Raw genomic sequence first — 17,377 nt, 5'->3', positions numbered from 1 at the left:
GTCGGGTGAGCACGATTCCCGAGATCCGTACCCTGCCCGTGCCCGACGGCCTGGAGGGCGAGCGCGTCGACGCCGCCATCTCCCGCATGTTCGGCTTCTCCCGGACCAAGGCGGCCGAGCTCGCCGCCGCGGGGAAGGTCACGGTCGACGGATCGGTGGTCGGCAAGTCGGAGCGCGTGCACGGCGGCGCCTGGCTGGAGGTCGAGATGCCGCAGGCGCCCGCGCCGGTGCAGGTCGTCGCCGAACCGGTCGAGGGCATGGAGATCGTGCACGACGACGATGACGTGGTCGTGATCGTGAAGCCGGTCGGTGTGGCCGCGCATCCGTCGCCGGGCTGGAGCGGTCCGACGGTCATCGGTGGGCTCGCTGCCGCCGGGTACCGGATCTCGACGTCAGGTGCCGCCGAGCGCCAGGGCATCGTGCACCGGCTCGACGTGGGCACCTCGGGGCTGATGGTCGTCGCCAAGTCCGAGTACGCGTACACGTCGCTCAAGCGCCAGTTCAAGGAGCGCACCGTCGACAAGCGGTACCACACGCTCGTCCAGGGCCACCCCGACCCGACCAGCGGCACCATCGACGCGCCCATCGGCCGCCACCCCAACCACGACTACAAGTGGGCGGTCACGGCCGACGGCAAGCCGTCCGTCACGCACTACGACCTCATCGAGGCGTTCCGTGCGGCCTCCCTGCTCGACGTGAAGCTGGAGACCGGCCGCACCCACCAGATCCGCGTCCACATGGCCGCCCACCGACACCCCTGCGTCGGCGACCTCACGTACGGCGCCGACCCGACGCTCGCCAAGCGGCTCCGCCTGACCCGCCAGTGGCTGCACGCCGTCCGCCTCGGCTTCGAGCACCCCGGGGACGGGCAGTGGGTGGAGTTCGCGTGCGACTACCCGGCCGACCTGCAGAAGGCTCTGGACCAGGTCCGCGAGGAGACTTACGCGTGAGTTCGTCGCCGTCGCCGTCGTACGCGGTGCGGGTCGCCGAGGACCTCGCCGACCGCGAGGCCTGCTTCGCGGTGCGCAAGGAGGTCTTCGTCGTCGAGCAGGGCGTCCCGCAGGAGATCGAGTACGACGCCTACGACGCCGGTGCCGTGCATGTGCTGGCGGTCCGGGAGGACGGCGTGCCGCTCGGGACCGGGCGGCTGCTGTACGGCGAGGCGGCCCTGGCCAAGACCGACGGCGACCCGTCGGTCGGGTCGCTGGGGCGGCTCGCAGTGGCGCAGGCGGCGCGCGGTCTCGGCGTCGGGGTCGCCCTGGTGCGGGCCATCGAGGACGCGGCACGCGCGCGTGGGCTCGCGGCCGTGGACCTGCACGCGCAGACGCATGCGCTGGGGTTCTACGAGCGGCTGGGGTACGCGGCGTACGGGCCGGAGTTCCCCGACGCGGGGATACCGCACCGGGCGATGCGGCGCGTTCTGTAGTCGAGGGGGCCCGTAGGTGCTGGTGAGAAGGGCGGCCTGGCAGGCTTGAGGTCTGCCTTGTGGACGTCGATGTCACCGGAGCGCTGACCGTGGATCAGTTGGCCCTGTTGTTCGTGCTGTTGCTCGGGGCCGTGGTGAGTGTCCCGGTGGGGGACCGGGTCGGATTGCCGGCGCCGGTGCTGATGACGCTGCTCGGGATCGTTCTCGCGCTGCTCGACTTCGTGCCCAATGTCGACATTCCGCCCGATCTGATCCTGCCGCTGCTGTTGCCGCCGTTGCTGTACGCGGCCGTACGGCGGACCTCGTGGCGGCAGTTCGCGGCGAACGTGCGGCCCATCCTTCTGCTGGCCGTGGCGCTGGTGTTCGTCACCACGGTGTGCGTGGCCGCGGTGGCCCACGCGATCGTGCCGGGGCTGCCGCTCGCCGCCGCCGTGGCGCTGGGTGCGCTCGTCGCGCCGCCCGACCCGGTCGCGGCCACGGCCGTCGCCGGGCAGCTCGGGCTGCCGCGGCGCCTGGTGTCCATCCTGGAGGGCGAGGGGCTCTTCAACGACGTCACGGCCATCGTGCTGTACCACGTGGCGATCGCGGCCGCCGTGAGCGGCAGCTTCTCGCCGTGGGAGGCCGGACTGGATCTGGTGCTCTCCGCCGTGGTGGCGCTGGCTGTCGGGCTCGCTCTCGGGTGGGGGGCCAACAAGCTGATGGATCTGCTGGGGGACCCCACCCTGCAGATCGGGCTCACACTGCTCGTGCCCTACGCCTCGTACGTGCTGGCCGAGGAACTCCACGGCTCCGGCGTGCTCGCCGTGCTCGTCACCGCCCTGTTCCTCGCCGAGTACGCCACCGACGCCGACGACGTGATGACACGGCTCGCCGGGCACACCTTCTGGGACATCGTCGACACGCTGGTCACCGGCGTCGCCTTCGGGCTGATCGGGCTCGAACTGCACATCGCGGTGCGCACGGCGTCCGGGCGCTGGGCCGAGATGCTCGGCTGGGCGGCCGCGGTGGTCGGCGTCGTCGTCATGGTGCGTCTGCTGTGGTTGCTGCCGGCGACCTGGCTCACCAAGCGGATGCACGCGAAACGGGACTACGACGAGGAGATCCCGGTCGGCTGGCGCGAGACCATCGTCATGTGGTGGTCGGGGATGCGGGGCGTCGCCTCGGTCGCCCTGGCGCTGGCCATTCCGCTGGAGACCGATTCGGGCGCCGCCTTTCCCGACCGGGACGAGATCGTGTTCATCGCGTTCGGGGTGATCATGGCGACGCTGGTGCTGCAGGGGCTGACCCTGCCGTGGCTGGTGAAGCGGCTCGGGGTGCGCGCCGACAGCGAGCGGGAGAAGGAGTTCGAGAAGCAGCTGGCGGTGCGGGCGGCCAAGGCGGCGAAGCGCAGGCTCAGGGAGATCGAGGCCGTCGAGGACCTGCCGGAGGAGCTGTCCGAGCAGATGTTGCGGCGGGCGTTCGAGATCGGGGTGCGGATCAGCCCGGAGATGGGCGAGGAGGAGCGCAGGGAGGCGCATCAGCAGCGGCTGCGGCGGCTGAAACGGGTGCGGCGGATCCAGGGTGAGCTGCTGAGTGCGGCGCGGCACGAGGTGCTGGCGGCGCGCGGTGAACCGGGGGCCGATCCTGAGGTGGTGGACCGGGTGCTGCGGCATTTGGACGTGCGCAGTCTGCGGTGATCTGGCCGCCGGCGGTCGTCTCTTCGTACGCTCTGATCATGGCTCGCAACGTGGTGATCAGTGGTGGCGGTACAGGAATCGGGCTCGCGGCGGCGCAGCTGTTCGCGGCGGACGGGGATCAGGTGCTGCTGCTCGGGCGGCGCGCCGAGGTGCTGGAGCAGGCCGGTGTGCCCGGGGCCCTCACCTGTGCGGCGGATCTGAGCAAGCCGCGTGGCGTGCGGGGCGTGGAGCGGTTCGTGGCGTCGGAGCTCGGCACCGTGGACGTACTGATCCACAGCGCCGGAGGCGCCGGCCATCTGGAGCCCAAGGTGGACAGCGACGAGCCCCTCGACGTCGTCCTGCACAACTGGACCCTCAACTTCGGCCTCAACACCCTGACCGCGGCACTGCTCACCGAGGCCTTGAAGGACCGGCTCGCCGACCCCGGCGGGCGGGTGCTGTTCCTGAGCTCCATCGCCGCCTTCCGGGGGTCCGGCAGCGGGGCGTACGCGGCGTCGAAGGCCGCGCTGCATCCGTACGCCCATGATCTGGCCCGGCAGTTGGGGCCGCGCGGGATCACCGTCAACGTGGTCGCGCCCGGGTATGTCGAGGACACCGAGTTCTTCGGCGACGCGATGGACGAGGCGCGGCGCGAGCGGCTCGTCGCGGAGACCTCGACCGGGCGGGCCGGTACGCCGGGGGACGTCGCCGCGACGCTGCACTGGCTGGCGTCCCACGGCGCCGGCCACATCACCTCCCAGATCATCCAGGTCAACGGCGGGGCCGAGCGCGGCCACTAGGCGCTCCGCGGGTTGTGCCGCGGTTTGTGGTCGTGCGTCTGCCGCGCCGTCGTGGCTGGTCGCGCAGTTCCCCGCGCCCCCTCAGCGGCGCTGCCGTGCCCCGGTCAGAGGCGGTCCGGGCGTTGGGGTGGCAGGTGGTCGTGCTGGTGGGTGCGGCGGGCCGGGATACGGCCCGGGACGACGCCGGGGACGGGGAAGCCGGGCGGCAGGGCCGCGTCCGTCGCGTTGACGCGCGGCAGCGCGTACGGGTGCTGCTCGGCCAGCCAGCCGATGAGCTGCTCGCGCACGGTGACCCGTACCGTCCACAGGTCGTCCGCGTCCTTCGCCGTGACCAGGGCCCGCACCTCCATGGTGCTCGGGGTCGAGTCCGTGACGGCCAGGGCGTAGTCGCGGCCGTCCCACGCCGGGCACGCGCGCAGGATGTCGCGGAGCCGCTCGCGCATCTTCTCCATCGGTGCCGAGTGGTCGAGGTGGAAGAAGACGGTGCCGGTCATCTGGGCACCACCGCGCGACCAGTTCTCGAACGCCTTCGAGGTGAAGTACGACACGGGCATCGTGATCCGGCGCTCGTCCCAGGTCCGTACGGTCAGGAACGTCAGCGTGATCTCCTCGACGGTGCCCCACTCGCCGTCCACGACCACCGTGTCCCCGAGGCGCACCATGTCGCCGAAGGCGATCTGGAACCCGGCGAACATGTTGCTCAGCGTGGACTGGGCCGCGACACCGGCGACGATGCCGAGGATCCCGGCCGAGGCCAGCAGCGAGGCGCCGGCCGCGCGCATCGCCGGGAACGTCAGCAGCATGGCCGCGACGGCCACCACACCGACGATCGCCGACACCACGCGCATGATCAGCGTCACCTGGGTGCGCACCCGCCGCACGCGGGCCGGATCGCGGTGCACGCGGGCGTAGCGGCTGTACGTCGTCTCCACGACCGCCGCCGCGATACGGATCGCGAGCCAGGCCGCCGCTCCGATCAGCACCAGCGTCAGCACCCGGCCGATGCCGACCTTGTGCTCCTCCAGCAGCTTCGACTCGTCGTACGACCCTCTGAGCAGGGCAGCGCACAGGACGAGCTGGTAGGGGACGCGGGCGCGGCGCAGCAGATCCCACAGCGGGGTCTCACTGTGCCGTTCGTCGGCCTTGCGCATCAGGCGGTCGGTTGCCCACCCGATGATCAGGGTGAGCAGGACCGAGCCGCCGATCACGATGAGCGGGCGGAGTATGTTCTCCATCCCCCGAACGTAACCACTCAAGGGGGGTCATGAACATGTGCGTCGGTGAGGCGGTGGTCACGGCACTGTCGTACCCGGCTGGCACCATGGCCTCATGAACATCATGCTCTTTCACTCGACCTATGGCCTCAGGCCCGCGGTGCGCCAGGCCGCGGACCGGCTGCGTGCCGCCGGACACGAGGTGTGGACGCCGGACCTCTTCGAGGGGCGCACGTTCGAGACGGTCGAGGAGGGCATGGAGTTCAACGACTCGATCGGCAAGGACGAGCTGCTGAAGCGGGCCGTGCTCGCCGCAGCGCCCTACTCCGAGCGAGGGCTGGTGTACGCCGGGTTCTCGCTCGGCGCCTCCATCGCCCAGACCCTCGCGCTCGGCGACGAGAAAGCGCGCGCGGTGCTGCTCCTGCACGGCACGTCGGACATCGCGGCGAACGCCTCGGTGGACGAGCTGCCGGTGCAGCTGCATGTCGCCGAGCCGGACCCGTTCGAGACGGACGACTGGCTGAGCGCCTGGTATCTCCAGATGGGCAGAGCGGGCGCCGACGTCGAGGTGTACAGATACGCCGGGGCCGGCCACCTCTACACCGACCCCGATCTGCCGGACTACGACGAGGAGGCCGCCGAGGCCACCTGGCGGGTGGCGCTCGGCTTCCTCGACTCGCTGTAGCGGACGGCTCAGCCGGCCGCTCGGTACGCCGCCCAGTTCTGCTGCATGCGCGTCACCTGGCCCGAGGTGAACTGGTACATGCAGGAGTCGTACGTGTAGTCCATGAAGTTGTGGATCGGGTCCGCGCCCGCCTTGCGGGTGCAGGTGTCGCGGCCCTCCGGGCACTCGTAGGCGGCGCTCTTCTCGGCCGGGGTGTCGTCGACGTAGTCGCCGTTGCCGTTACAGCCGCCCTGGAAGGTGTGGTAGAGCCCCATCCAGTGGCCGACCTCGTGCGTCGCGGTGTCGCCCTCGTTGTAGTTGGCGGCCGAGCCGCCCGGCAGTGAGGCGTCGAGGAGGACCACGCCGTCCATGGACGGGCTCGACTTGTAGGAGCTGGGGAAGGTCGCCCAGCCGAGGAGGCCGTCGCCGAGGTTGGCGGTGTAGACGTTGAGCGCGTTCGCGCCGCCCTTGCGCAGGGCGGACTTCATCGCCTTCTCCTCCGCCGAGCCGTAGCCGACGTTGTACCAGGCCGCGTTGTCGGTGTAGTCGGTGCCGGCCAGCGTGAACTGGTAGCCGGAGTCGACGTTTCCGGTGCCCTGGCCGGCGTAGGCCGCGTTCAGGACGTTCAGCTGGGCGTTGATGTCGGCGGAGTCGAGCTGCCCGGTCGCGCCGTCGTGGATGACGTGGAAGTAGACCGGGATCGTGGTCGAGGCGGCCGCGGCGAGGCTGCGGTTGCCGGTGGCGGGGAGCTTGTCGAGCTTCTTCCGCAGAGCGGCGTCCATCGCCTGGGCCTTGGCGGCGCTGATCTCGTTGGGCTCGGCGACGGCCTCGCCGCCGTGTCCGGGGTGGGCCTCGCGGGCCGCGGAGTGGCCGGCCTCCTCGGCGCAGTCGGCGGCCGGAGCCTGGGCCGCCGCGACTGTGGTGGGCGCCGAGAGGGGAGCGAGCATCAAGGTTCCGGCCATGGCGGTCGTGGCGAGAACACGTCTGCGCGTAAAGGGGGATATCCGGGCAAGCGCACGCATGCTGACTCCTAGCTGATGCGTTGGGGAGGGGGCGCAGGGGTCTTCCTGGCCGCCGCCCGGAGATTACGTGGACATGCCCATGTCCGAAGAGAATCGATCAGGCCCAATCAATTACCCGACAGAAAGGGGTAATTGGGGTAAGTGAATGATCAACAGTCCGGAGTGTGAGATCGCGGTGTAACGGATTCCGCCGCCCGGGCGGGTGGTGTGTCCGGATTCGGAACGGGACTCGCACCACCCGCCGTAGCGATGTGATCTCCGGTTAACGGTCCCTATTCGGACCGGGAGTGGCTGAAAATCGACCTTCGGGCACAGGTCTTACACAGGGTCGTACGTCCGCTCGACCTTCTGCGTCCCGCTGCGCGTGCGGTACGAACGGGCCCACGACGAGGTCGCGTCCTGCTTCGTCTTGTCGGACAGGACGTAGTAGTCCATCTGTGCGCGGTCGGCCGTGATGTCCAGGACGCCGTAGCCGTGGCGGTCGGTGTCGACCCAGTGGACGTGGCGGTTGGCGGCCTTGATGACTGGAGAGGCGATCGCGGAGACCGTGCCCTCGGGCACCTTGACGATGTCGTCCAGGTTGTCCGAAGTCACCGAGGTGACGACGAACTCCGTGGCGGCCGAGGCGGACAGCGGGTACGTACCGGCGTCCACCGGCACGTCGTTGGCCCACGCCATGTGGATGTCGCCGGTCAGGAACACGGTGTTGCGGATCGCGTTCGAGCGCAGGTGGGCGAGCAGTTCGCGGCGGTCGTCCGTGTAGCCGTCCCACTGGTCGGGGTTGAGGGCGAGCCCCTCCTGCGGCAGGCCCATCAGCTTGGCCAGCGGCTTGAGCAGGTCCGCGGTCAGGGAGCCGATCGCGAACGGCGAGATCATCACCGAGTTGCCGACCAGTCGCCAGGTGGTGTCGGAGGACTTCAGCCCTGCCTTCAGCCAGTCCAGTTGGGCCCGCCCGGTGAGGGTGCGGTCCGGGTCGTCGACTTCACCGTTGCCCACCTTGACCTGCTGCGAGCGGAAGGAGCGCAGGTCGAGCAGGGAGAGGTCGGCGAGCTTGCCGAAGCGCAGACGGCGGTAGGTGGTTCCGGCGACGGCCGGGCGCACCGGCATCCACTCGAAGTAGGCCTGCTTGGCGGCGGCCTGGCGTGCGGCCCAGGTGCCCTCGGCGCCCTCGGTGTGGTTCTCGGCGCCGTCCGACCAGGCGTCGTTGGCGATCTCGTGGTCGTCCCAGATCGCGATGACCGGAGCCTTCGTGTGCAAGGCCTGCAGATCGGGGTCCGTCTTGTACTTGCCGTGCCGGGTGCGGTAGTCGGCGAGCGTGAGGATCTCGTGGGTGGGCGCGGTCTGGCGTACGACGGTGCCGCGCGTGCCGTACTCGCCGGTGCCGTACTCGTAGATGTAGTCGCCCAGGTGCAGCCAGGCGTCCAGGTCGCCGCGGGCCGCGAGATGGCGGTACGACGAGAAGTAGCCGCCCTCCCAGTTGGCGCAGGAGACCACGCCGAAACGGAGGTTGGAGACGGACGCGTTCGCCGCCGGCGCGGTGCGGGTACGCGCCACCGGGGAGTCCGTGCCGCCCGCCGAGAAGCGGAACCAGTAGTCGGTGGCCGGCTCCAGGCCCCGTATGTCGGCCTTGACGGTGTGGTCGGAGGCGGCGGTCGCGGTGGCCGAGCCTTTGGCGACGATGTTCGTCAGCGCCTTGTCCCGGGCGACGATCCAGCTGACCTCGGTGTCCGGGCCGAGCCCGGAGCCGGGTATCGCCTCGGCGGTGGGCGTCACCCGGGTCCACAGCAGGACGCCGTCGGGCAGCGGGTCGCCGGAGGCGACGCCGTGCAGGAAGTCGGGGGCCTGCTCGGCGGCCCGGGCGGGCAGCGCGGCCGCGAGCGGGACTGCGATGACGGCAGCACCAGCCGTCGCCGCCGCGGCCTTGACGACCGTACGGCGGCGAGGGGCAAGGGAATTGAGCTGCTCTGGTGATCTGTATCGACTGGTCACAGTCGATCAGGTTACTGATCGGTATGAACAAGAGGGGGCGAACTCGTAAGAGTTCGCCCCCTCTTCATGCGGAGGCCGGTTTCCCAGTTGGCGTCAGCCCTTGAGGGCCGCGTCCACCACCTTGTTGTAGTCGGCCACGGTCAGGAGCGGGGTGCCGCCGTTGAGCTGCTTGCCGTCCATGGTGAAGCCCGGGGTGCCGGTCACACCCTCCTTGTTGTCGTCGAAGGTCTTCGACATGGCCATCGCCCAGGCGTCGTAGGTGCCCTTCTTGACCGCGTCCTGGAACTTCTTGTTGTCCTTCAGCGCGGGCACGGTGTCGGCGACCTCGATGAGGTAGCTGTCGTCCTTGAACTTGTCGGTCGTCTCGTCCGGGTGCCACTTCGCCGAGTACAGCGCGGTCTTGTACTCGAGGAACGCCTCGTCGCTGACGTTCAGCGCGGCACCCAGGGCGCTCAGCGCGTTCTTGGAACCCTCGCCGTTGTCCTTGTTGTCGATGAACGTGGCGCCGATGTACTGGAACTTGTACTTGCCGCTGTCGATGTCCTTCTTCACGGTCGGGCCGACGGCCTGCTCGAAGGAGGCGCAGACGGGACAGCGCGGGTCCTCGTAGATCTTGAGGGTCTTCTTGGCGCTGTCCTTGCCGATGACGACGGTCGTGCCGTTCGTACCCGTGGTGTGAGCCGGGGCGACGACCTTGTCGTCCTTCACGGCCTCCCAGTAGGTGGGCTTGTTGGCCTGGACGACGGCATAACCTATGCCGCCGGCTGCCGCCAGGACGCCGACGACCGAGGCGGCGACGATGATCTGCCGCCTGACCTTGGCCCGCTTTGCCTCGCGCTCGCGCTCGGCGCGCAGCCGCTCCCGGGCCGCCGTCTTCGCTGCCTGGCTGTTCCGCTTGCTCATGTCGGTGATCTCCATGGGGACACGCACACGTGTGTGCGGGATACGTATGGGTGGGCTGTGGTGCTCAGCTGCCGTTCACGCAGAGGTGAAGGCGGGCGAGCACGGCGGTCCACGCCGTCCCAGGGAGTGCACGAGGAGGAGGCTGCGGGCGGTGGTCGTACGGCCGGCGGGCCGCGGCAGGCGGCGGGCCGGTGCGATCCGGCGTACCGTCACCGCGGCGGCCGCCAGCAGCAGCGGGCGGAACGTGGTCGCCGTCACCGCGCTGAGCAGCTGGGCCAGGGCCCGCTCACCGCGGCGCAGCCAGGCGGCGGCGAGCAGGCCGACCGAGACATGGGCGCCGAGCAGCAGCCAGGCGGTGGCCGGGTCGGCGTGGGCGAGGAGACCGCCGAGCCTGTCGGGGTCGGTGCCGGTGACCTGCGCCAGCGGCGTGCCGACCTGGGTGCCGTCGCCGCACAGCACGTCCCAGCCGACCGAGGCCAGCGGGCCGGCGACCGGGCCGCCCGCCCTGCCGTAACAGACGTGCTGGCCGGTGGTGAGGATCGTGTCGGCGGCCAGCTCCAGCGGGATCAGCAGGGCGGCGATCCGCCCGAAGCTCCGCTCGCGGCCGGCCAGGGCGTACGCCAGGACGAACATGGCGGCCGCGAGCAGGGCCACCGTGTTCAAGGGCAACGGAGCCCGGGACAGCAGCACGTGCGACGCGGTGCTGAGCGTCACGACGAGTGACGTGAACAGCGCCGCGCGTACGGCTCGTAGCTGGGTCCCGGATATGTCCATAGCGGAGGAGAGTGTGTCACGTAGGCCTGTAAGAGACCCCTAAAGGGTGCCTGTGAGCGGACGGGGAGCGCCGGTGCTCGGCCTTTCCGTCACAGACCCGGAATCCGGCCGTTGCGGAACAGGTCGACGAAGATCTGGTGGTCGGCACGCGCGCGTGCGCCGTAGTCGTGCGCGAAGTCGACCAGGAGCTGCGCGAAGCCGGCGCCCCCGTCGGAGTCCGCCGCGATCGCCGCGTCGATGGCCCGCTCGGTGGAGAACGGCACCAGGGACTCGCCGGAGGTGTCGTCCGCCGCCGCGTGCATCGTGGCCGTGGCCCGGCCGAGGTCGGCGACGACCGCCGCGATCTCCTCCGGGTCGTCGATGTCGCCCCAGTCCAGGTCCACGGCGTACGGCGAGACCTCGGCGACCAGCTGGCCCGAGCCGTCCAGCTCGGTCCAGCCCAGCCACGGGTCGGCATGCGCCTGCAGGGCGCGCTGGGAGATCACCGTGCGGTGACCCTCGTGCTGGAAGTACTCGCGGATCGCCGGGTCGGTGATGTGGCGGGAGACGGCCGGGGTCTGGGCCTGCTTGATGTAGATCACGACATCGTTCTCCAGGGCGTCGCTGTGGCCCTCCAGAAGGATGTTGTACGACGGCAGCCCGGCCGATCCGATGCCGATGCCGCGGCGGCCGACCACGTCCTTCACCCGGTACGAGTCCGGGCGGGCCAGCGAGGAGTCCGGGAGCGTCTCCAGATAGCCGTCGAAGGCCGCGAGCACCTTGTAGCGAGTGGCCGCGTCCAGCTCGATGGAGCCGCCGCCCGCGGCGAAGCGGCGCTCGAAGTCCCGGATCTCGGTCATCGACTCCAGCAGCCCGAAGCGGGTCAGCGCGCGGGCGTCCCGCAGCGCGTCCAGGAGCGGGCCCTGAGCGGTGTCCAGGGTGAACGGCGGGACCTCGTCGCGCTTGGCGCCGGTCGCCAGGGCGTGCACGCGCTCGCGGTACGCGCCCGCGTAGATCTGCACCAGCTCGGTGATCTGCTCGTCGCTGAGCGCCTTGGCGTACCCGATGAGGGCGATCGAGGCGGCGAAGCGCTTGAGGTCCCAGGTGAAGGGGCCGACGTACGCCTCGTCGAAGTCGTTGACGTTGAAGATCAGCCGGCCGTTGGCGTCCATGTACGTGCCGAAGTTCTCGGCGTGCAGGTCGCCGTGGATCCAGACGCGGGACGTCCGCTCGTCGAGGTAGGGTCCGCCGCGCTTCTCCGCGTCCAGGTCGTGGTAGAAGAGGCACGCCGTGCCGCGGTAGAACGCGAACGCCGAGGCCGCCATCTTCCGGAACTTCACGCGGAACGCGGCCGGGTCGGCGGCCAGGAGCTCGCCGAAGGCGGTGTCGAAGACGGCGAGGATCTCGTCGCCGCGCTGCTCGTCGTTGAGCTGGGGGACCGACATCGCTGGGTGCCTCCTGGTGCATGAACGTGTACGACAGCGTTTCTGTCGTCTTCAACGGTCGAGGGTGCCCGGAAGTGCCCGCGACCCTCGCTGTGAAGGTACGCGGGGGAGCCCGCCCGGTGTCAGTCCCGAGGCATAGACTTCGACGCTGACCCGAAGACTGTCCGCCAGCCCGTTGCCGAGTGTTTCCCTTGGAGGCCGCACCGTGTCAAAGCCGCCGTTCACGCACCTGCACGTCCACACCCAGTACTCGCTGCTGGACGGTGCCGCGCGGCTCAAGGACATGTTCAACGCGTGCAATGAGATGGGCATGACGCACATCGCCATGTCCGACCACGGCAACCTCCACGGGGCGTACGACTTCTTCCACTCCGCGAAGAAGGCCGGAGTCACCCCGATCATCGGGATCGAGGCCTATGTCGCGCCCGAGTCCCGGCGCAACAAGCGCAAGATCCAGTGGGGCCAGCCGCACCAGAAGCGGGACGACGTCTCCGGCTCGGGTGGTTACACCCACAAGACGATGTGGGCCGTGAACAAGACGGGTCTGCACAACATCTTCCGGCTGTCGTCGGACGCGTACGCCGAGGGCTGGCTGCAGAAGTGGCCCCGGATGGACAAGGAGACCATCGCCCAGTGGTCCGAGGGGATCGTCGCCTCCACCGGCTGCCCCTCCGGCGAGGTCCAGACCCGGCTGCGGCTCGGTCAGGAGGAGGAGGCCCTCAAGGCGGCCGCCGACTACCAGGACATCTTCGGCAAGGACAAGTACTTCCTGGAGCTGATGGACCACGGCATCGACATCGAGCACCGGGTCCGCGACGGCCTCCTGGAGATCGGCCGGAAGCTCGGCATTCCCCCGCTGGTCACCAACGACTCGCACTACACGTACGCGCACGAGGCGACCGCCCACGACGCCCTGCTGTGCATCCAGACCGGCAAGAACCTCTCCGACCCGGACCGCTTCAAGTTCGACGGCACCGGCTACTACCTGAAGTCCACGGACGAGATGTACGCCATCGACTCCTCGGACGCCTGGCAGCAGGGCTGCGCCAACACCCTCCTGGTCGCCGAGATGGTCGACACCACCGGCATGTTCGAGGCCAAGAACCTCATGCCGAAGTTCGACATCCCCGACGGCTACACCGAGGTCACCTGGTTCAAGGAGGAGGTCCGCCGGGGCATGGAGCGCCGCTTCCCCGGCGGCATCCCCGAGGACCGGCAGAAGCAGGCCGAGTACGAGATGGACGTCATCATCTCGATGGGCTTCCCCGGCTACTTCCTCGTCGTCGCCGACTTCATCATGTGGGCCAAGAACAACGGCATCGCGGTCGGCCCCGGCCGAGGCTCCGCGGCCGGCTCGATCGTCGCGTACGCCATGGGCATCACCGACCTCGACCCCATCCCGCACGGCCTGATCTTCGAACGGTTCCTCAACCCCGAGCGCATCTCCATGCCCGACGTCGACATCGACTTCGACGAGCGCAGGCGCGTCGAGGTGATCAGGTACGTGACGGAGAAGTACGGCGCCGACAAGGTCGCCATGATCGGCACCTACGGCAAGATCAAGGCCAAGAACGCGATCAAGGACTCCGCGCGCGTGCTGGGCTACCCGTACGCCATGGGCGACCGCCTCACCAAGGCCATGCCCGCCGACGTCCTCGGCAAGGGCATCGACCTCAACGGCATCACCGACCCCTCGCACCCCCGCTACAGCGAGGCGGGCGAGATCCGGGCGATGTACGAGAACGAACCGGACGTGAAGAAGGTCATCGACACCGCCAAGGGCGTCGAGGGCCTGGTCCGGCAGATGGGTGTGCACGCGGCCGGCGTGATCATGTCCAGCGAGACCATCACCGAGCACGTGCCCGTCTGGGTCAGGCACACCGACGGCGTGACCATCACGCAGTGGGACTACCCGAGCTGCGAGTCGCTCGGCCTGCTGAAGATGGACTTCCTCGGCCTGCGCAACCTGACGATCATGGACGACGCCGTCAAGATGGTGAAGTCCAACAAGGGCATCGACATCGATCTGCTGAGCCTCCCGCTCGACGATCCGACGACCTTCGAACTGCTCCAGCGCGGCGACACCCTCGGCGTCTTCCAGTTCGACGGCGGCCCCATGCGCTCGCTGCTGCGCCTGATGAAGCCCGACAACTTCGAAGACATCTCCGCCGTCTCCGCCCTGTACCGTCCGGGCCCGATGGGCATGGACTCGCACACCAACTACGCGCTGCGCAAGAACAAGCTCCAGGAGATCACCCCGATCCACAAGGAGCTGGAGGAGCCCCTCGAAGAGGTCCTCGCCGTCACCTACGGCCTGATCGTCTACCAGGAGCAGGTGCAGAAGGCCGCCCAGATCATCGCCGGCTACTCGCTCGGCGAGGCCGACATCCTCCGCCGTGTGATGGGCAAGAAGAAGCCCGAGGAACTGGCGAAGAACTTCGTCCTCTTCCAGGACGGCGCCCGCAAGAAGGGCTACAGCGACGAGGCCATCCAGGCCCTGTGGGACGTGCTGGTCCCGTTCGCCGGCTACGCCTTCAACAAGGCGCACTCCGCCGCGTACGGCCTGGTCTCGTACTGGACCGCCTACCTCAAGGCCAACCACCCCGCCGAGTACATGGCGGCGCTGCTGACGTCCGTCAAGGACGACAAGGACAAGTCGGCCGTCTATCTCAACGAGTGCCGCCGCATGGGCATCAAGGTGCTCCCGCCGAACGTCAACGAGTCGGTGCACAACTTCGCCGCCCAGGGCGACGACGTGATCCTCTTCGGCCTCGAAGCCGTGCGCAACGTCGGCACGAACGTGGTCGAGTCGATCATCAAGAGCCGCAAGGCCAAGGGCAAGTACGCCTCCTTCCCCGACTACCTCGACAAGGTCGAGGCGGTCGCCTGCAACAAGCGCACCACGGAGTCGCTGATCAAGGCGGGCGCGTTCGACACCCTGGGGCACACCCGCAAGGGCCTCACCGCGCACTTCGAGCCGATGATCGACAACGTGGTCGCGGTCAAGCGCAAGGAGGCCGAGGGCCAGTTCGACCTCTTCGGCGGCATGGGAGAGGAGGAGAGCGACGAGCCCGGCTTCGGACTCGACGTCGTCTTCACCGACGAGGAGTGGGACAAGACCTATCTGCTCGCCCAGGAGCGGGAGATGCTCGGTCTGTACGTCTCCGACCACCCGCTCTTCGGCCTGGAGCACGTGCTGTCCGACAAGGCCGACGCGGGCATCGCCCAGCTGACCGGCGGTGAGCACGCCGACGGTGCCGTGGTGACCATCGGCGGCATCATCTCCGGCCTCCAGCGCAAGATGACCAAGCAGGGCAACGCCTGGGCGATCGCCACGGTCGAGGACCTCGCCGGTTCCATCGAGTGCATGTTCTTCCCGGCGACGTACCAGCTCGTCTCGACCCAACTCGTCGAGGACGCCGTCGTGTTCGTCAAGGGCCGCCTCGACAAGCGCGAGGACGTGCCGCGGCTGGTGGCGATGGAGCTGCAGGTCCCCGACCTGTCGAACGCGGGCACCAACGCGCCCGTGATCCTCACCATCCCGGCCACCCGGGTCACCCCGCCGATGGTCAACCGCCTCGGCGAGATCCTCAGCCACCACAAGGGCGACAGCGAGGTGCGCATCAAGCTCCAGGGCCCGACCAAGACGACGGTGCTGCGGCTGGACCGGCACCGAGTGAAGCCCGACCCGGCGCTGTTCGGTGACCTGAAGGTGCTGCTCGGTCCGTCCTGCCTGGCGGGCTGAGCGGCCACCGGTCGACACGCGAGAGGGGCGCACCCCGCATGGGGCGCGCCCCTCTTCCTGTGCCTGGGTCTCAACAACCCGTTATGCAGATGTCAGTTGTGACCGAAGCGCTTCTGCCGACCCTTGCGGGCCATGTCGCCCGGGGTCGCCTGCGTGATGCGCTGCTCGGCCTGCGACTCCATCGAGGAGTGCTCGGCCTGCTGCTGACCACGCTCGGACTGCGGCTGCTTCCGGTCCTGCTTCTTGTTCTTGGCCATGGTGATGCCTCCTGTGGGGGATCTAGGGGCCAGGGCCGGGACCAGATTCACATAGGCTGATAAAGAACGCATTTCGGATAATTACCCTGTGTAACAGCGGTTGTCGGGGCGTGAGGCATGGCGCGCCGCGGAGGCGATGCCTCGAAACGCCACGCCGAAGATCGAGTTCGCCCCGTTAACCCCCGCGTGGTCGGGCAGACTCGAAGGAAGCCCGAAGCAAACCTCCCAGGAAGAGGGTGAGTCGCGTGGACCGCTGCATCGTCCTGGTGGACGCCGGGTATCTGCTGGGGGCCGCCGCGAGCCTCCTCGCCGGGGAGCCCTCCCGGTCCCGGATCACCGTCGACCACGCCGCCCTCATCCAGGGCCTGCGCGAACGCGCCGAGTCCGACACGCAGCAGCCCCTGCTGCGCATCTACTGGTTCGACGGCGCCCCCGACCGCGTCCCGCAGCCCGAGCACCGCAGGCTGCGTGTGATGCCCCGGGTCACCGTCCGCCTCGGCGCCCTGACCCGAAGCGACGGCCGCTGGGCCCAGAAGGGCGTGGACGCCGCGATGCACGCCGAGCTCACCGAGCTGGCCCGCAACCGCGCCTGCTCGGACGTGGTGCTGGTGACCGGCGACGGTGATCTGCTGCCGGGCATGATGGCCGCCAAGGAGCACGGCGTCGCCGTACACCTGTGGGCGGTGCAGGCGGCCGACGGTGACTACAACCAGTCCGAGGACCTGGTCGCCGAGGCCGACGAACGGCGCGTGCTCGACCGTACGTGGATCACCAAGGCCGTACGCGCCAAGGAGCTCACCGGAGTCTGCGCGCCGCCGCCCGTGCCCCGGCCCGAGATCGCCGCGATCCTGTCCGCGCCGCTGCCCGACTCCGCGCTCGGCGCGCGGGCCGAGCGGCCCGCCGAGGAGGGCGAGCACGCGCAGGCGGCCGCCGCCTCGGAGAACGGCGCGCAGGAGCGGGTGCCGGCGCCCAAGGGCGTGCCCACGCCGAAGGACCTCGCCGCCCTGCGCGCACCCGGCGTCCAGCCGACCCAGCCCCCGGCGAGCGCGACGCTGCGCTGGTCCTCCGACAAGGGGTGGGTCGACCGGCCCGGCGTCGCGACCGAGTCGGCCGACGCCGCCTCGATGCCGACGCTCGCACAGCTGACCACGGCGGAGCAGCGGTGGGCCGACCGGGAGGAGGACATCACCACGGTCGGCGGCGATCCGTACGAGGTGGGGCAGGTCTTCGCGCGGCGGTGGATGGAGCGGCTGGGGGAGCAGAGCCATCTGCAGAAGCTGTCCGGGATGTATCCACGCATTCCGCATCGGATCGACGGGGAACTGCTGCGGTACGCCGCTCGGTTCGGGTTGCTCGCGCACAAGGACGACCAGATCGACGAGCATGATCGGTACGCGATCCGGGCCGGGTTCTGGCGGGAGATCGATGTGCGGACGGCGGCGGAGCACGCGCCTGCGGGCGAATGACGCAGGCTCGAGTAGGTGAGCTCGGCGCCGCCGGGACG

General features: G+C 69.5%; 14 protein-coding genes. 7 read left to right on the top strand and 7 right to left on the bottom strand.

The genetic code is table 11. From position 1 onward, the window contains the following. Window positions 1-5: 5 nt before the first annotated feature. The 4 genes from EHO50_RS08075 to EHO50_RS08060 all read left to right on the top strand — a co-directional run bounded on the left by EHO50_RS08075 (window position 6) and on the right by EHO50_RS08060 (window position 3,881). Window positions 6-950, top strand: coding sequence for an RluA family pseudouridine synthase (locus EHO50_RS08075; RefSeq protein WP_128429175.1), 945 nt, complete (start codon window positions 6-8; stop codon window positions 948-950). Continuing rightward, entirely contained in the window at window positions 947-1,426 is a 480-nt protein-coding gene (locus EHO50_RS08070) for a GNAT family N-acetyltransferase (protein ID WP_128429174.1), read from the top strand. The genes EHO50_RS08075 and EHO50_RS08070 overlap by 4 nt, the downstream gene beginning before the upstream one ends. Window positions 1,427-1,515: 89 nt before the next feature. After that, window positions 1,516-3,102: a Na+/H+ antiporter gene (locus tag EHO50_RS08065; protein ID WP_128429272.1), complete on the top strand. Its 1,587-nt coding sequence runs from the start codon at window positions 1,516-1,518 to the stop codon at window positions 3,100-3,102. 38 nt (window positions 3,103-3,140) lie between these two features. Beyond that, window positions 3,141-3,881 carry an SDR family NAD(P)-dependent oxidoreductase gene (locus tag EHO50_RS08060; RefSeq protein WP_128429173.1) on the top strand — a complete coding sequence of 247 codons (741 nt, stop codon included), beginning with the start codon at window positions 3,141-3,143 and terminating at the stop codon, window positions 3,879-3,881. Between the two features lie 104 nt (window positions 3,882-3,985). On the opposite strand, the gene EHO50_RS08055 is transcribed toward EHO50_RS08060, so the two are convergent. After that, window positions 3,986-5,116: a mechanosensitive ion channel family protein gene (locus EHO50_RS08055; protein ID WP_128429172.1), complete on the bottom strand. Its 1,131-nt coding sequence runs from the start codon at window positions 5,114-5,116 to the stop codon at window positions 3,986-3,988. Window positions 5,117-5,210: 94 nt separating this feature from the next. Here EHO50_RS08055 and EHO50_RS08050 point away from each other — a divergent pair, with 94 nt between their 5' ends. Beyond that, window positions 5,211-5,780, top strand: a complete 570-nt coding sequence (locus EHO50_RS08050; protein ID WP_128429171.1) for a dienelactone hydrolase family protein — start codon at window positions 5,211-5,213, stop codon at window positions 5,778-5,780. 8 nt (window positions 5,781-5,788) lie between these two features. On the opposite strand, the gene EHO50_RS08045 is transcribed toward EHO50_RS08050, so the two are convergent. From EHO50_RS08045 to EHO50_RS08025, 5 genes are all read right to left on the bottom strand, one after another. Then, window positions 5,789-6,781: a zinc metalloprotease gene (locus EHO50_RS08045; RefSeq protein ID WP_246101064.1), complete on the bottom strand. Its 993-nt coding sequence runs from the start codon at window positions 6,779-6,781 to the stop codon at window positions 5,789-5,791. A gap of 318 nt (window positions 6,782-7,099) precedes the next feature. Further along, complete coding sequence (locus EHO50_RS08040) at window positions 7,100-8,770, bottom strand: alkaline phosphatase D family protein (RefSeq protein WP_128429170.1); 1,671 nt, start codon at window positions 8,768-8,770, stop codon at window positions 7,100-7,102. 93 nt (window positions 8,771-8,863) lie between these two features. After that, window positions 8,864-9,673: a thioredoxin domain-containing protein gene (locus EHO50_RS08035; protein WP_128429169.1), complete on the bottom strand. Its 810-nt coding sequence runs from the start codon at window positions 9,671-9,673 to the stop codon at window positions 8,864-8,866. A gap of 75 nt (window positions 9,674-9,748) precedes the next feature. Beyond that, window positions 9,749-10,447, bottom strand: coding sequence for a hypothetical protein (locus tag EHO50_RS08030; protein WP_128429168.1), 699 nt, complete (start codon window positions 10,445-10,447; stop codon window positions 9,749-9,751). A gap of 89 nt (window positions 10,448-10,536) precedes the next feature. After that, window positions 10,537-11,871 (bottom strand): DUF2252 domain-containing protein, encoded by a 1,335-nt coding sequence (locus tag EHO50_RS08025; RefSeq protein WP_128429167.1) that lies wholly within the window; start codon window positions 11,869-11,871, stop codon window positions 10,537-10,539. Between the two features lie 205 nt (window positions 11,872-12,076). On the opposite strand from EHO50_RS08025, the gene dnaE reads away from it, so the two are divergent. Then, window positions 12,077-15,616: a DNA polymerase III subunit alpha gene (gene dnaE, locus EHO50_RS08020; protein ID WP_128429166.1), complete on the top strand. Its 3,540-nt coding sequence runs from the start codon at window positions 12,077-12,079 to the stop codon at window positions 15,614-15,616. A gap of 92 nt (window positions 15,617-15,708) precedes the next feature. On the opposite strand, the gene EHO50_RS43925 is transcribed toward dnaE, so the two are convergent. Then, the gene (locus EHO50_RS43925) at window positions 15,709-15,873 is read right to left on the bottom strand and encodes a hypothetical protein (protein ID WP_164904785.1); all 165 of its coding nucleotides are present in this window, start codon (window positions 15,871-15,873) and stop codon (window positions 15,709-15,711) included. Between the two features lie 245 nt (window positions 15,874-16,118). On the opposite strand from EHO50_RS43925, the gene EHO50_RS08015 reads away from it, so the two are divergent. Further along, window positions 16,119-17,339, top strand: coding sequence for an NYN domain-containing protein (locus EHO50_RS08015; RefSeq protein ID WP_128429165.1), 1,221 nt, complete (start codon window positions 16,119-16,121; stop codon window positions 17,337-17,339). Window positions 17,340-17,377: the final 38 nt, after the last annotated feature.

The organism is Streptomyces cyaneus (genome assembly GCF_004028635.1).
Lineage (GTDB): Bacteria > Actinomycetota > Actinomycetes > Streptomycetales > Streptomycetaceae > Streptomyces > Streptomyces cyaneus.
Note: the sequence above shows the minus strand (reverse complement) of the source record. Positions and strands in the feature narration are given on the sequence as shown.

Coding starts and splice junctions, on each gene's coding strand:
- EHO50_RS08060 (WP_128429173.1), top strand. CDS start 3,141: ATGGCTCGCAACGTGGTGATCAGTGGTGGCGGTACAGGAATCGGGCTC.
- EHO50_RS08055 (WP_128429172.1), bottom strand. CDS start 5,116: ATGGAGAACATACTCCGCCCGCTCATCGTGATCGGCGGCTCGGTCCTG.
- EHO50_RS08050 (WP_128429171.1), top strand. CDS start 5,211: ATGAACATCATGCTCTTTCACTCGACCTATGGCCTCAGGCCCGCGGTG.
- EHO50_RS08045 (WP_246101064.1), bottom strand. CDS start 6,781: ATGCGTGCGCTTGCCCGGATATCCCCCTTTACGCGCAGACGTGTTCTC.
- EHO50_RS08035 (WP_128429169.1), bottom strand. CDS start 9,673: ATGAGCAAGCGGAACAGCCAGGCAGCGAAGACGGCGGCCCGGGAGCGG.
- EHO50_RS08030 (WP_128429168.1), bottom strand. CDS start 10,447: ATGGACATATCCGGGACCCAGCTACGAGCCGTACGCGCGGCGCTGTTC.
- EHO50_RS08025 (WP_128429167.1), bottom strand. CDS start 11,871: ATGTCGGTCCCCCAGCTCAACGACGAGCAGCGCGGCGACGAGATCCTC.
- EHO50_RS43925 (WP_164904785.1), bottom strand. CDS start 15,873: ATGGCCAAGAACAAGAAGCAGGACCGGAAGCAGCCGCAGTCCGAGCGT.